This window comes from Phyllobacterium endophyticum (assembly GCF_003010935.1).
Lineage (GTDB): Bacteria > Pseudomonadota > Alphaproteobacteria > Rhizobiales > Rhizobiaceae > Phyllobacterium > Phyllobacterium endophyticum.
On sequence record NZ_PGGN01000008.1, the window covers coordinates 81,338 to 94,405 of the forward strand.

At 58.3% G+C, this 13,068-nt stretch carries 14 protein-coding genes; 12 read left to right on the forward strand and 2 right to left on the reverse strand.

Annotation, left to right across the window (positions count from 1 at the left end; genetic code table 11):
* Positions 1-11: 11 nt before the first annotated feature.
* On the reverse strand, positions 12-1,013 hold the full coding sequence (gene repB, locus CU100_RS25985; protein WP_106719539.1) for a plasmid partitioning protein RepB: 1,002 nt from the start codon (positions 1,011-1,013) through the stop codon (positions 12-14).
* Positions 1,014-1,092: 79 nt separating this feature from the next.
* On the reverse strand, positions 1,093-2,271 hold the full coding sequence (gene repA / locus CU100_RS25990) for a plasmid partitioning protein RepA (protein WP_106719540.1): 1,179 nt from the start codon (positions 2,269-2,271) through the stop codon (positions 1,093-1,095).
* Between the two features lie 443 nt (positions 2,272-2,714).
* Between repA and traI the strand changes: the two genes are divergently transcribed.
* Genes traI through trbI form a run of 12 tightly spaced genes read left to right on the forward strand, consistent with a single transcriptional unit; the run spans position 2,715 to position 12,994 of the window.
* Complete coding sequence (gene traI / locus CU100_RS25995) at positions 2,715-3,338, forward strand: acyl-homoserine-lactone synthase (protein WP_106719541.1); 624 nt, start codon at positions 2,715-2,717, stop codon at positions 3,336-3,338.
* A gap of 22 nt (positions 3,339-3,360) precedes the next feature.
* Complete coding sequence (gene trbB, locus CU100_RS26000; RefSeq protein WP_106719542.1) at positions 3,361-4,335, forward strand: P-type conjugative transfer ATPase TrbB; 975 nt, start codon at positions 3,361-3,363, stop codon at positions 4,333-4,335.
* Positions 4,325-4,708 (forward strand): TrbC/VirB2 family protein, encoded by a 384-nt coding sequence (locus CU100_RS26005; protein ID WP_106719543.1) that lies wholly within the window; start codon positions 4,325-4,327, stop codon positions 4,706-4,708. The genes trbB and CU100_RS26005 overlap by 11 nt, the downstream gene beginning before the upstream one ends.
* A complete protein-coding gene (locus CU100_RS26010) occupies positions 4,701-5,000 on the forward strand; it encodes a conjugal transfer protein TrbD (RefSeq protein WP_106719544.1) in 300 nt (99 codons plus the stop codon). The genes CU100_RS26005 and CU100_RS26010 overlap by 8 nt, the downstream gene beginning before the upstream one ends.
* 8 nt (positions 5,001-5,008) lie before the next feature.
* Positions 5,009-7,465, forward strand: a complete 2,457-nt coding sequence (locus tag CU100_RS26015) for a conjugal transfer protein TrbE (RefSeq protein WP_106719545.1) — start codon at positions 5,009-5,011, stop codon at positions 7,463-7,465.
* Entirely contained in the window at positions 7,437-8,249 is an 813-nt protein-coding gene (gene trbJ, locus CU100_RS26020) for a P-type conjugative transfer protein TrbJ (RefSeq protein ID WP_106719546.1), read from the forward strand. Before CU100_RS26015 ends, trbJ begins: the two co-directional genes overlap by 29 nt.
* Positions 8,243-8,473, forward strand: a complete 231-nt coding sequence (trbK, locus tag CU100_RS26025) for an entry exclusion protein TrbK (protein WP_106719547.1) — start codon at positions 8,243-8,245, stop codon at positions 8,471-8,473. Before trbJ ends, trbK begins: the two co-directional genes overlap by 7 nt.
* Positions 8,467-9,666 (forward strand): P-type conjugative transfer protein TrbL, encoded by a 1,200-nt coding sequence (gene trbL, locus CU100_RS26030; RefSeq protein WP_106719548.1) that lies wholly within the window; start codon positions 8,467-8,469, stop codon positions 9,664-9,666. Before trbK ends, trbL begins: the two co-directional genes overlap by 7 nt.
* A gap of 30 nt (positions 9,667-9,696) precedes the next feature.
* Positions 9,697-10,362, forward strand: a complete 666-nt coding sequence (locus tag CU100_RS26035) for a conjugal transfer protein TrbF (protein ID WP_106719549.1) — start codon at positions 9,697-9,699, stop codon at positions 10,360-10,362.
* 17 nt (positions 10,363-10,379) lie between these two features.
* Entirely contained in the window at positions 10,380-11,225 is an 846-nt protein-coding gene (gene trbG / locus CU100_RS26040; protein WP_106719625.1) for a P-type conjugative transfer protein TrbG, read from the forward strand.
* Positions 11,225-11,677, forward strand: a complete 453-nt coding sequence (gene trbH / locus CU100_RS26045) for a conjugal transfer protein TrbH (RefSeq protein WP_106719550.1) — start codon at positions 11,225-11,227, stop codon at positions 11,675-11,677. The genes trbG and trbH overlap by 1 nt, the downstream gene beginning before the upstream one ends.
* A gap of 9 nt (positions 11,678-11,686) precedes the next feature.
* A complete protein-coding gene (gene trbI, locus CU100_RS26050) occupies positions 11,687-12,994 on the forward strand; it encodes an IncP-type conjugal transfer protein TrbI (protein WP_106719551.1) in 1,308 nt (435 codons plus the stop codon).
* Positions 12,995-13,068: the final 74 nt, after the last annotated feature.

Consider the following 13,068-nt stretch of genomic DNA (forward strand, 5'->3'; position numbering starts at 1 on the left):
CTTTTGCTGTTTCAGTCTCCTGTCTTTTTTACTTTTTCCGATTCCCTGAACTCTTGATAGAAACGTTCAAGGTTTTCCGAGAGCCATCCACCGAATACGCCAGCGTCCTTATCTTTCAGGTTGAGGGTATACACTTTTCCCGCTGCTTTCGAGGTGACGCTAACTGACTTGTCGGCCGGAGCCCAATCTCTTGTCTTTGGCTCGGACCGTATTGCTCTTTTGGTTTTTCTCGCGGTTTTTAGGAACTTGAAGAGAAGATCGAACCGAGAGTCTGCCGTAGCAGACATAAATTCATCCGTTGCAATGAACTCACCTGCCCCTACCAAATTGGAAGGGTTGTCAATCAGCACAGTCATTTCAAGCCAGCGATCGCGACCGACTCCTTTCGCTGCTCCAATCGATTGAATAATTGATGCGGGTATTCGCTTTGTGACCGAGAGCATTCGCGTCAGCATCGGCGCGTCAATTGACAATGACGACTGCACAGTTTCCCTGCTGTGACCGAGTTCTGTAAGTTTCTGTGCGAAGACTGCCCGCTCTATGAACGACAGGTTTTCCCGGGCAGAATTTTCCTGTCCTTGAGCAACAACGTGGTCCTTGTCATCAAGCTCTTTGACTACGGCACGCACAGGCCTGCCAAGTTCTTTGGCTGCACGAAACCTACGGTGGCCAAAAACGATCTGATAGCGGCCGTTTGCCGTAGGGTGAGGCCGAACCAAAATAGGGCTATCCTGTCCGCGTTCGTCAATCGCTGTAACCAGTTCTGAAAATGCTTCGGCGTTGTCTTCCATACGGTCTGACACGAAAGACCCATCGATCAAATCGGGATCGAGATCGACTACGGTCTCACCTTCGAGAAGTCTCTCCGCTTTTGCTGCCTGAGCCGCAAGTTCGCCAATTGAATTCAGCATAGACCGAGAAGCGCCCCGTGCAGCATACCCGGACGTTGCGGTACGTTCCGGCATTGCCGTCTCCGCCTGCGTGATGCCGAGAAGAACATTCTTCCGTGCCATTGTCAGTGTCTCCCGAATTGACGCAGGTCATTGTGATCATTGACGAAATACCGCAAATGTACGGCTGACAATTGAAGGTTCATGATTTGCGTCCCCATGCCTGGTGAATGAGATCCGCGATCTCACCATTTACAGCATTCAACGACTCCATAGCGCGATCATAGGTTGAACGCGTGAACTGCATCCTTTCGACTTCATAAAGCGTTTGCTTGGTTAACCCTGCGTCCGAAATAGCTGTCGATTTGAGCATTTGATTTTTGAGCATCTGCCTCGCAAACATCGATTGCATAAAGCCTACCATTTGGGCCTGCGGAATATCCGTAGGTTCAAAACGTGTGACGAGATAGCGAAACCAGTTCAATGATACTTTCACACCTGCTATTTCAATCGATTTCAGAATTTCGCCGAGCATCAGCAGGAACTGGCTCATACTCATGATGTCGAGCATCTGTGGATGTACGGTGATCAACACTGAAGTCGCTGCGGTCAATGCCGTGAGAGTCAAGTAGCCAAGCTGGGGAGGGCAGTCTAAAACCACAATATCGTAGCGGTCGTCGACTTCTGCCAAAGCATCACCAATGCGCGTGTAAAACGTCTTGCCAGCATTGGACTCTTTGCTCTGCATCGCCAGGGGCGTATCATATTCGTACTCCTGAAGCTCAAGATTTGCTGGCACAATGTCGAGATTGGGGAAATTAGTCGGGCGAATGACGTCGGTAATGGGCTTTCTTTCCATATCGTATCGCAGCGACTCATAAAGGGATGGTTTTTGGTCCAACTCAGGCTGAATGCCGTGTAGAGCAGTAAGAGACGCCTGTGGATCGAGATCGATCGCCAGGACACGATGCCCAGTAAGTGCCAGGTGTTGCGCCAAATGTGCTGCCGTAGTCGTCTTCCCCGAACCGCCCTTGAAATTTACGACCGCGAGAACCTGAAGTTTATCTCCGGGACGACGACGCGGTTCTCGGTCCAAGTATTTCCTGAGCTGGTCCATCTGTTCGGCAGAATATGAACGCCGACCCGTTGACGAGGTTGTTGGCTGCACACCTTTCCCTTCGAGATGGAGCTTTTTCAAATAGCTCTGGGAGACACCGACAAAATCCGCTACTTCTGACAGCGAGAATTGGCGAAGGGTTTTCAGAGCATTTGGCGGAAACTTCTCAACACGCAGCATGTCTAGCTTGCGAGAAATCTCACCGCCTTGATCAAGGATAGTATCAGCGAAGCCAATTTCTTCAACGATGGCTGCCAGGTTCATGCCGTAGACCTTTCAGGAACGATAATTTTGATATTTCTACCAAATTATCGTTACCATTGCCCGATTCTCGTAATCCAGCAAGAAGTTTAAAGTTAATGAAAGATTAACACGACCCGTGGGCTTCTTCCGTTGCGGAGCTCGCAGTCATCGCGTCAAGGGAGCCGCTCTTGGGCCGCCCAGTGATTGCGCCGGAGCGGAATACGAATCAACTCGATACCTCCATTAGGACTCAACGGAACAGTCCCTATCGCGAGCGGCGATAATTGCCACTGATACTTTTATCAGTGACGCGCGAGCTTCTGACGATCCGAGCCGTTTGTGAAACCCAGGCCCAAAGTCAGGACCCATCGCGGGAGAACCGCACTCATACTTTCATTAGTCGCGGATCATCGCGCAGTCTGGTCCACTGGCACTCCGAACGATTCAAGATCGGAGCTAAGCCAATGAAAACAATCGCCATTCCTGCTGATGTACGCGAACAATTCCCTGACCTCATTGACGGTATGTATCGTCTTCGCGCACGTGTTTTCAAGGAACGTATGGGATGGGACGTCAAGGTCGTCCAGGGGCGTGAGATCGACGACTTCGACCAACTACCCGCCACCTACATCCTCTTGCTAACAGGCTCATCGGAGGTTTCCGGTTGTGCGCGTCTGCTTCCGGCAAGCGGGACGACCATGCTGGCGCGGGCTTTTCCCCAGCTTCTGTCCACTGGGAAGCTCGAGGCGCACGCAGCCATGATCGAGAGTTCCCGGTTCTGTGTTGACACGACGATTGAGGAGGGCAGGGGAGGGGGAGCGTTGCACCAAGCCACCGTGACACTGCTGGCAGGAATTATCGAGTGGTCAATGCGCAACGGCTACAGCGAGATCGTTACCGCAACCGACGTGCGCTTCGAACGAATTTTGAAGCGAGCGGGCTGGCCCATGAGGCGGCTAGGCGAGCCTAGTAGGATCGGCAATACCATTGCAGTCGCGGGCTCTCTGTCGGCCGATCCGACGAGCCTTGCACGTGTGCGGCCAGCTGGCACTCCCTCTATCTTCAATCCAATGTGCCGAGCGGCATGAGCCAGTCAAAAGAAACGAGACCATGACCCAACTTCGCTCTCATCCGCGCCTCATACGCAAGTTACAGGAGGCGCTTGGCGATCATCTTTGCGTCGCCCTCGATGACCCGACGGTAGTCGAAATCATGCTCAATCCTGACGGCAAGCTATTCATTGAACGGCTCGGCCATGGTGTCGGTCCTGCCGGTATCATGAACGCAGCGACCGCCGAAATCGTCATCGGCAGCGTCGCACATGCACTGCGTTCGGAAGCCGATGATGAACAGCCGATCATTTCCGGCGAGCTGCCGATCGGCGGCCACAGGTTCGAGGGGCTGTTGCCGCCCGTCGTGTCCGGACCAGCCTTCACAATCCGACGCCGCGCCTCTCAGCTTATTCCTCTTGACGATTATGTTGCTACGAAGGTGATGACCGAGTTGCAGGCATCGGTAATCCGCAGTGCAATATCTTCCCGATTCAACGTCGTCATCTCGGGCGGCACGGGCACAGGCAAGACTACGCTCGCCAATGCGGTGATCGCCGAAATTTCCGAGATAGCGCCTGACGACCGCCTCCTGATCCTCGAAGACACCGCGGAGATACAGTGCGCGGCGGCAAACGCCGTGTCCCTCCATACGAGCGACACAGTCGATATGGCAAGGCTTCTCAAGAGCACTATGCGGCTCCGTCCGGATCGGATCATAGTTGGGGAAGTTCGCGATGGCGCCGCGTTGACCCTCCTGAAAGCATGGAACACGGGTCACCCAGGAGGTGTGACAACGGTCCATTCCAACTCCGCCATGTCGGCGCTGCGCCGCCTCGAACAACTGACCGCGGAGGTCAGCCAGCAGCCGATGCGCGAGGTGATCGGTGATGCTGTCGATCTGATCGTTTCCATCGAACGCTCGCCAACGGGACGCCGCGTGCGTGATGTGGTCCATATCGAGCGATTCACCGGCAACAGTTACGAAACCAAAACCAATCCCCAGATCGAGGAGGATGAGGGTTATGTCGCATAACCGCCACACAATTCCCACCGCCCTCGCACTGGCCGTATGTTTCTGCCTGATACCGCTGGAACCGGCGCTGGCATCGAGTGGCGGGGGCGGCCTGCCCTGGGAAGGTCCCTTGCAGCAGATCCAGCAATCCATCACCGGGCCGGTAGCCGGCTTCATCGCCTTGGCAGCAGTCGCGGTCGCCGGCGGTATGCTCATCTTCGGCGGCGAGCTGAACGATTTCGCGCGTAGGCTGATGTACGTCGTGCTGGTTGCGGGTATTCTTCTCGGTGCGACCCAGATCGTCGCTCTTTTCGGCGCGACCGGAGCATCGATCGGACTCGTCGAAACCCACGATCTTCAGGTTCATCCGGAAGGGGAGGGGGCTCGTGTTTGAGCCTGCATCGATCCTTGTCCGCACGCGTATCCACCGCGCATTGTCGCGGCCGAATCTCCTGATGGGCGCCGACCGTGAACTAGTGCTGCTCACCGGCCTTGCCGCAATAATCTTGATCTTCGTCGTGCTCACCTGGTACGCGACGCTCCTCGGGATTGCCATCTGGATGGTGGCGGTCTCGGCACTGCGGATGATGGCGAAAGCCGATCCGATGATGCGCAAGGTCTATATCCGCCACATCCGCTACAGGCCTGCCTACCGGGCAACATCGATGCCTTGGCGGCGATATTGAGGACAATCATGGTCGCTCTGCGTTCTTTCCGACATTCCGGCCCTTCCTTCTCTGACCTCGTCCCCTATGCCGGCCTGGTGTCGAATGGCATAATCCTCCTCAAGGACGGCTCACTGATGGCCGGCTGGTATTTCGCGGGTCCAGACTCGGAGAGTTCTACAAACGCCGAGCGAAACGAGGTCAGCCGGCAGATCAACATGATCCTGTCACGCCTCGGTTCTGGCTGGATGATCCAGGTCGAGGCGGTGCGCGTTCCGACAACAGATTATCCGGCTGACGCGGATTGCCATTTTCCCGATCCCGTCACACGAGCGATCGACGCCGAGCGACGGGCGCATTTCCGGCGGGAAAGAGGACATTTCGAAAGCCGCCACGCTCTGATCCTGACCTACCGACCGCCCGAGCGCAGACACACGAGGCTGACCCGGTATATCTATTCGGACGCCGAAAGCCGTTCGGCATCCTATGCCGATTTGGCACTGCAGAGTTTCGAGACATCGATCCGCGAAGTCGAGCAGTATCTCGGCAACGTCATTTCCATCCGCCGGATGGTGACACAGGAGGTCGAAGGGCGCGGCGGGTTCCGCACGGCCCGCTATGACGAACTCTTCCAGTTCGTGCGCTTCTGCATCACCGCCGAGAACCATCCGATCCGGCTTCCGGACATTCCGATGTATCTCGACTGGCTGGTCACGGCCGAACTGCAGCATGGGCTCGCCCCCAAGATCGAGAACCGGTTTCTGGGCGTGGTCGCAATCGACGGGCTGCCGGCGGAAAGCTGGCCCGGTATCCTCAATTCCCTCGACCTGATGCCGCTGACTTATCGCTGGTCAAGCCGTTTCGTCTTCCTCGATGAGCAGGAGGCGAGGGCAAAGCTTGAGCGCACGAGAAAGAAATGGCAGCAAAAGGTACGGCCGTTCTTCGACCAACTCTTTCAGACGCAAAGCCGGTCGGTCGATCAGGATGCGATGCTGATGGTCGCCGAGACTGAGGATGCCATTGCGGAAGCATCCTCGCAGCTCGTCGCCTACGGCTATTACACGCCGGTTATCGTCCTCTTTGACGAGAAAAGTGCTCGCCTGCATGAAAAATGCGAGGCCGTGCGCCGGTTGATCCAGGCCGAAGGGTTCGGCGCGCGTATCGAAACCCTGAATGCGACCGACGCCTTCCTCGGTTCGCTTCCAGGCAACTGGTACGCCAATATCCGTGAACCGCTGGTCAACACTCGCAATCTCGCCGATCTCATCCCGCTGAACTCGGTCTGGTCCGGCAGCCCCACGGCACCTTGCCCTTTCTATTCGCCCAGCTCGCCGCCGCTGATGCAGGTCGCCAGCGGATCCACGCCCTTCCGGCTGAACCTTCACGTTGACGACGTCGGACATACGCTAGTGTTCGGTCCGACGGGCTCTGGCAAATCGACCTTGCTGGCGCTGATCGCGGCTCAGTTTCGGCGTTATGCCGATGCCCAGATTTTCGCGTTTGACAAAGGCCGCTCGATGTTGCCGCTGACGCTGGCCGCCGGCGGTGCCCACTACGAGATCGGTGGCGAGACCGACCGGGAGGGGAGGGCACTTGCATTCTGCCCGCTGTCAGATCTCTCGACTAATACCGACCGGGCCTGGGCGACAGAATGGGTCGAGACGCTGGTGGCGTTGCAGGGTGTGACGATTAAGCCTGACGACCGCAATGCCATATCCCGCCAGATCGGCTTGATGGCCGAAGCGCGCGGCCGATCGCTTTCGGATTTTGTCTCCGGCGTCCAGATGCGCGAGATCAAGGAGGCGTTGCACCACTATACGGTGGACGGACCGATGGGACAGCTGCTCGACGCGGAAGCCGACGGGCTTGCGCTCGGGGCACTGCAGACATTCGAGCTCGAGGAGCTTATGAACATGGGTGAGCGGAACCTCGTGCCTGTGCTCACCTATCTCTTCCGCCGTATCGAAAAGCGCCTCACCGGAGCTCCAAGCCTCATTATACTCGACGAGGCCTGGCTCATGCTCGGGCATCCGGCTTTCCGGGACAAGATCCGCGAATGGCTGAAGGTGCTGCGGAAGGCCAATTGCGCGGTAGTGCTGGCAACGCAGTCTATCTCTGACGCTGAGCGCTCCGGCATCATCGATGTGCTGAAAGAAAGCTGCCCGACCAAGATTTGCCTGCCCAATGGCGCGGCGCGCGAGGCCGGCACGCGTGAGTTCTATGAACGCATCGGGTTCAACGAACGCCAGATCGAGATTGTCGCCACTGCCCTTCCGAAGCGCGAATATTACGTCGCCTCTCCCGAAGGCCGGCGTCTCTTCGACATGGCGCTTGGGCCGATTGCGCTCTCATTTGTCGGCGCGTCCGGCAAGGACGATCTGAAGCAGATCCGTGCACTGTATTCTCAACACGGGCCCGGATGGCCTCTCCGTTGGCTCGAACAGAGGGGGATCGGCCATGCCGTTACATATTTTCCAATCGTCTAACAGTGGCGTGAAACGCTCCGCCGCGCTGGCGGCGATTTTCGCTCTCGCAAGCACGTCGCCGCTGGAGGCTGGCGGCGTGACCGGACAGGCGACCGAGTGGACGCAGCTTGCCAATAACACCGAGCTGGTCAGCCTCGTTGGCAAGTCGGCGGAACAGGTCCACAACCAGATCAACCAGATTAGCCAGCTAGCCGAGCAGATCCAGAACCAGCTCAACATTTACAGCAACATGCTGCAGAACACCGCGCAATTGCCGAACCACATCTGGGGACGAGTCGAGGGTGATCTCAACAGGCTGCAGAGCATTGTTTCCCAGGGGCAAGGCGTTGCCTTTTCAATGGGCAATATCGACGACGTGCTGAAGCAGCGGTTCCAGAGCTTTGCCGACTTCAAGTCGAACCTGCCGGACGGCGCTTCCTTTTCTTCATCCTATCAGAACTGGTCGAACACCAACCGGGACACGATCGCTGGAACCTTGAAGGCCGCCAACCTGACGGCCGAGCAGTTTTCCTCGGAAGAATCGACTATGTCCTCCCTCCGGTCGATGTCGGAAAGCGCCGACGGTCAGATGAAGGCGCTGCAGGTCGGCCACGAGATCGCCACACAGGAGGTAGCGCAGATGCAGAAGCTCCGCGGCCTTGTTTCCCAGCAGATGACGATGATGGGGACCTGGTATCAGTCCGAGCAGGCACAGAAGGATCTGGCGCAAGCCCGCCGTGAGGAATTTTTCAAGTCGACGCCGCCGGCGATGTCTGGCGGACAGGAGATGAAGCCCAGATGGTAATCTCGAAGCGATTCTTCATCGTCGTGCTCTTCGCCGTTGCGGCCGGCGCCGGCGGAGCTGTGTGGCTCTTTTCTCAATCCGACGATCCCTCGCGGCCATCCCCCGGAAGTGCCGCGTCCGGATCTCTGCACAGCGATGACGGGCGCAAGCGCGCAGCGAAATTCTTCAGCGGCCAGAAGAATTACGACCTGACAGGCGGGCAGGAGATGAAACCGCGATGGTAGTCGACAGGACTTTAGGTGTGCGGCTTCTCCCGATCGTACTGGCGCTTGGTGTCGTGGTCGTAGCAGATCCGGCACTCGCGCAGGACGGCAATGTGTTGACGACGCTGGAGAACCAGGTCGTCACAGCAGCAAAAGACTGGGAGGACACGATCAGCAGCGCCGCCCGTTCGCTATTCTGGATCCTCGCCGGTATCGAGGTCGGCATTGCCGCGGTGTGGCTGGCCCTTCAGGCCGCCTCTCTCGACGCCTGGTTCGCCGAGCTCGTACGCCGGATCATGTTCATCGGCTTCTTCGCCTTCGTCCTCGATCGCGGTCCGGCACTGGCGAAGGCCATCGTCGACAGCCTGTTCCAGATTGGTGCCGGCGGCGGATCCGCTTCGCCTGCAAACGTCTTCAACGCCGGCCTGACCGTGGCGTCGAAGATGTCGGAGAAGATCAGCTTTGGATTATTCGAGGACAACGCGCTGGCGCTCTCGGCAGCACTGGCGATGATTCTCAGCGTCATCGCCTTCTCGCTCGTCGCAGCAATCTTCATATCCGTGCTCGTCGAGATGTATGTTGGCTTGCTCGCCGGCATGATCCTGCTCGGGCTCGGCGGATCGAGCTACACCAAGGACTTCGCCATACAATACCTGATTTATTCATTCTCGGTCGGAATGAAGCTGATGGCGCTGGTGATGATCGCGCGTATCGGTTCCGAGGTGTTGATCGGCATGGCGAACGATGCCTCCGTCGGCGACCAATATCAGGCAGCGCTTGCCATCGCCGGAATCGCCGTCGTGGTGTTCGTCGTTTCAATGTATGTGCCGAACATTATCCAGGGGGTCATCCAGGGCGCCTCCGTCACCGGTGGCATGGAAACGATCCGCCATGGATCGCAGGCTACGAACTTCGCGATCGGCACGGCGGTCGGGACGGGAGCACTCGCATGGGGCGGCGCCAAGGTTGGAGCCTCCGCATATTCCGATGCACGCAACAGCGGCTCTTCGATGGCAGGCGCTGCCCTGAAGGGGATGGCGAGCGGCAGCGCTGCCGCCGTCGGCGCCGTGGCATCGGCGGCCCGCGATCAGGCAATGGACGGCCGCGGCACATATGGAACGTCAACACTTGGCCTTGCCAACGCCAAACTCGATGAAGCCAACAAAGCATCGGCGCGCAAGGGCTCCGCCGGAAAAAAGGGATCAGGGAAATGAGGCTCTGCAATATCAACCAGCGAGGTCCGCATGGCCCCGCGTGATGCTCCGGATAATCCCTATATCGCGGCCCGCCAGGAGTGGAGCGAGCGCTACGGTTCCTACGTCAAGGCGGCGGTGGCATGGCGTATCGTCGGCGTCGTCGGCATGTTGATGGCAGTGATCGGCTTCGCCTACGCCCTTTTCCAGAGCACGCAGGTCAAGCTGGTTCCCTATATCGTCGAGGTCGACAAACTCGGCACTGCGGCGAATGCCGGCTTCCCGCAGCAGATCGAGTATGCCGATTCGCGCGTGGTACGTGCGACGCTCGGCAGCTTCGTCTCGAACTTCCGGAGTGTCACACCGGATGCGGTTGTCCAGAAGCAATATATCGATCGCACCTACGCGCTCTTGAGGACGTCTGATCCGGCCACCGAGAAGATCAATGCGTGGTTCAGGGCGAATTCCCCCTTCGATAAGGCCTGGAACGCCACTGTCGCGGTCGAGGTGAACAACATCGTGGCCCTGTCGAACCAATCCTACCAGATCGACTGGACCGAATTCGAGCGTGACCGGAAGGGTGGAGAAGTCGGCCAGCCTCGGCGCTTCCGTGGCATCGCCACCGTGACGCTGACACCCCCACAGGATGAGGGCGTCATTCGCCTCAATCCCATCGGTCTCTATCTCCGCGATTTCGACTGGACAGCCCAACTTTGAAAGGCATGGCCCCGCATATGCTTATACGAATAAGACCCGTACCCGCCGTGCTTCCGCTCGCGGCAGCACTCGTGCTCACCGCACCGCCGCTATTTCTGGCGCAGGCCGTCGCGCAAAGCGTCAATCCCAATGAAGCGAAGGGCATTGGTATCTCCGGCCAATGGCGTGGTAGTAGCGGTCTGGTCACCAAGGGTACCGACGGCAAGGTGATTTTTCTGTTTGGCGAAGTGCAGCCCTCCGTCGCTTGCTCGCCGCTACAGGTCTGCGACATCGAGCTTCAGGCAGGAGAGGTTGTCCGTGACGTTCTGGTCGGTGATACAGTTCGATGGAAGGTCGAGCCTGCCACCTCCGGCGCAGTCGGCGGGCAGGCGATTCATCTGATTGTCAAGCCGGCCGAGCCGGGCCTCGTCACGTCGATGGTCGTGACTACGTCGAGACGAACTTATCACATTCAGCTGAAATCGCATCCGGCCCAGTATATGGCGCGCGTCGGTTTTGAATATCCGGAAGACGTTGAGACCAAGCTGGCCGACATCAACGCCCGGCTGGAGGCAAGCACCATTCCCGGCGCCGGCGTCCCGGCCGAGCGATTAAATTTCGCCTATTCGCTGTCCGGCAGTGCCCGGTGGCGGCCAACGCGCGTCTACAGCGACGGCACGAAAACCTACATCCAGTTTCCTCGGTCGATTGCCGCGCAGGATGCCCCGGTGCTTTTCGTCGTCTCCGGCGGACAGAACCGGATCGTCAATTATCGCATGAAGGACAATATGATGGTAGTCGACTATCAGGTGGACAAGGCTGTGCTGGTTTCAGGGGTCGGCTGGCACCAGCAAAAGATAACGATCAGTCGGGGAGGCCGGTAATGGGGCGGGCTTCATTCCGATCGTTTGCAGCGACGTGTTTTCTTGCTCTCACGACGGCCGGCTGCCAGGCGGTCGATCCGGATGCGATGGTCGCGGGCGATGCGCCGGCAGAGATCTCCGGTCTGGCGGCAAGCGCAATCGCCGGCGACATGGTGAGCAGGCTGACCGAGCAGATCGGACCTGGTACCTCCACCATCGTTTTAAAGCAGGACGCTTCGCCCTTTGGCAAGGCGTTGGAAGCATCGCTCAGAGGCTGGGGCTACGCCATTGTGACGGATCAGAAGTCGGACGGCAAGTCGAAGCCGGTCGCACTTGCCTATGTGATCTCGCGGTCCGATGGCCAGATTCTGGCGCGGCTGTCGACGGCGAGTGTCGAGATCGGCCGTGCTTACAGCGCAAGCGCAACGGGGGCCACACCGGTCAGTCCGCTTTCCGTCATGCAACGCGGATAGGGAGGACCCATGGCTCAATCCCTGAAGCTGGGCGGAGTGCCGGAGGACGGCGGCAATTCCGGGATCCGACGGATCAATCGTTTGCCGATCATCATTGTGATCGGTCTCGTCATCGCCTTTCTCGCGGTCATTTCCTACGGCCTTGCATCGCGAGGCCTCTATTTCCGGGGCGGCCCCGGCCTTGACCAAACAGGGGGCAATCCTGCCTCGACCTATGCCGACCAGCTCAAACGCGGGGTGAGCGACGGTATCATCGGTGAACCTGTTCAGACCCCGGCATTTCAGCCGACTCCAGTCGGAACGAAAAAGGAACCGACATCCAATCCTTTCGCGGCGGAGCCACGCCAACTTCAGCAAGAAGAGAAATCCTCGCTCGAGCCTGATGCGGTCTGGAAAGCCCGCCTGCAGCGCGAGCAGAATGAGCAGTATTTGCGCGAACGCCAGCGGCAGCGCATGGCGCGTCTTCAAGCGAGCGACGCCGCCTATGAGGCGCCGCTCGCCATCGATAAGAGCAAGGTCGATGCGCAGGCAAAGGCGGCCACCGATATAGCGACGGGGAGTATGGCCGCGAACGCCGCACCACCGGGATCGGCGGCAGACCTCTATGCTGCGGCTCTACAGGCGGGTCTCGGTGGGCAGAACCTCGACCCAAACGGGCAACGGACCAAGGAAGACTTCTTCAACGCCGATATCAAGGAACTCGGCTATCTGCCGAACAAGGTGGTGCCGCAGCAGTCTCCCTTTGAACTGAAGCGCGGCTCGGTCATCCCGGCAACGCTGATCACCGGCATCAACTCGGATCTTCCCGGGCGCATCACGGCGCAGGTCAGCCAAAACGTATTTGACTCAGCCACAGGGCATCGCCTTTTGATCCCGCAGGGCACGAAACTATTCGGTCGCTATGACAGCAAAGTATCCTTCGGTCAGTCCAGGGCACTCGTGGTCTGGACCGATATCATCTTTCCAAACGGCTCTACACTCCAGATCGGGGGCATGGCCGGCGAGGACGCTCAAGGTTATGGCGGCTTCAATGATAAGGTGAACAACCACTATCTCAGAACGTTCGGTGCGGCGGTCCTTGTCGCTCTCATCGGCAGTGGCATTGATGCGGCGACTCCGGAGAGCTCAACCTTGGCGATTCGCGACGCCACCTCCGATGCGGCACGTCGCAATTTCACCGACACGTTCCGCCGGGTTGCCGAACGCACGATCGACAGAAACCTCGACGTGCAGCCTGAACTGGAGATCCGGCAAGGATACACGTTCAATGTCCTCGTTGACCAAGACATTATCTTTCCTGGTGTCTACCAGGGCTAGCTGTCGCGTCCGTTGACGTCTCGTGCCGCGAACCGCCTCAAGATGATCTTATCGATCACACAGATGCCTGAGAT

Coding starts and splice junctions, on each gene's coding strand:
- repB (WP_106719539.1), bottom strand. CDS start 1,013: ATGGCACGGAAGAATGTTCTTCTCGGCATCACGCAGGCGGAGACGGCA.
- repA (WP_106719540.1), bottom strand. CDS start 2,271: ATGAACCTGGCAGCCATCGTTGAAGAAATTGGCTTCGCTGATACTATC.
- traI (WP_106719541.1), top strand. CDS start 2,715: ATGAAAACAATCGCCATTCCTGCTGATGTACGCGAACAATTCCCTGAC.
- trbB (WP_106719542.1), top strand. CDS start 3,361: ATGACCCAACTTCGCTCTCATCCGCGCCTCATACGCAAGTTACAGGAG.
- CU100_RS26005 (WP_106719543.1), top strand. CDS start 4,325: ATGTCGCATAACCGCCACACAATTCCCACCGCCCTCGCACTGGCCGTA.
- CU100_RS26015 (WP_106719545.1), top strand. CDS start 5,009: ATGGTCGCTCTGCGTTCTTTCCGACATTCCGGCCCTTCCTTCTCTGAC.
- trbJ (WP_106719546.1), top strand. CDS start 7,437: ATGCCGTTACATATTTTCCAATCGTCTAACAGTGGCGTGAAACGCTCC.
- trbK (WP_106719547.1), top strand. CDS start 8,243: ATGGTAATCTCGAAGCGATTCTTCATCGTCGTGCTCTTCGCCGTTGCG.
- trbL (WP_106719548.1), top strand. CDS start 8,467: ATGGTAGTCGACAGGACTTTAGGTGTGCGGCTTCTCCCGATCGTACTG.
- CU100_RS26035 (WP_106719549.1), top strand. CDS start 9,697: ATGGCCCCGCGTGATGCTCCGGATAATCCCTATATCGCGGCCCGCCAG.
- trbG (WP_106719625.1), top strand. CDS start 10,380: ATGCTTATACGAATAAGACCCGTACCCGCCGTGCTTCCGCTCGCGGCA.
- trbH (WP_106719550.1), top strand. CDS start 11,225: ATGGGGCGGGCTTCATTCCGATCGTTTGCAGCGACGTGTTTTCTTGCT.
- trbI (WP_106719551.1), top strand. CDS start 11,687: ATGGCTCAATCCCTGAAGCTGGGCGGAGTGCCGGAGGACGGCGGCAAT.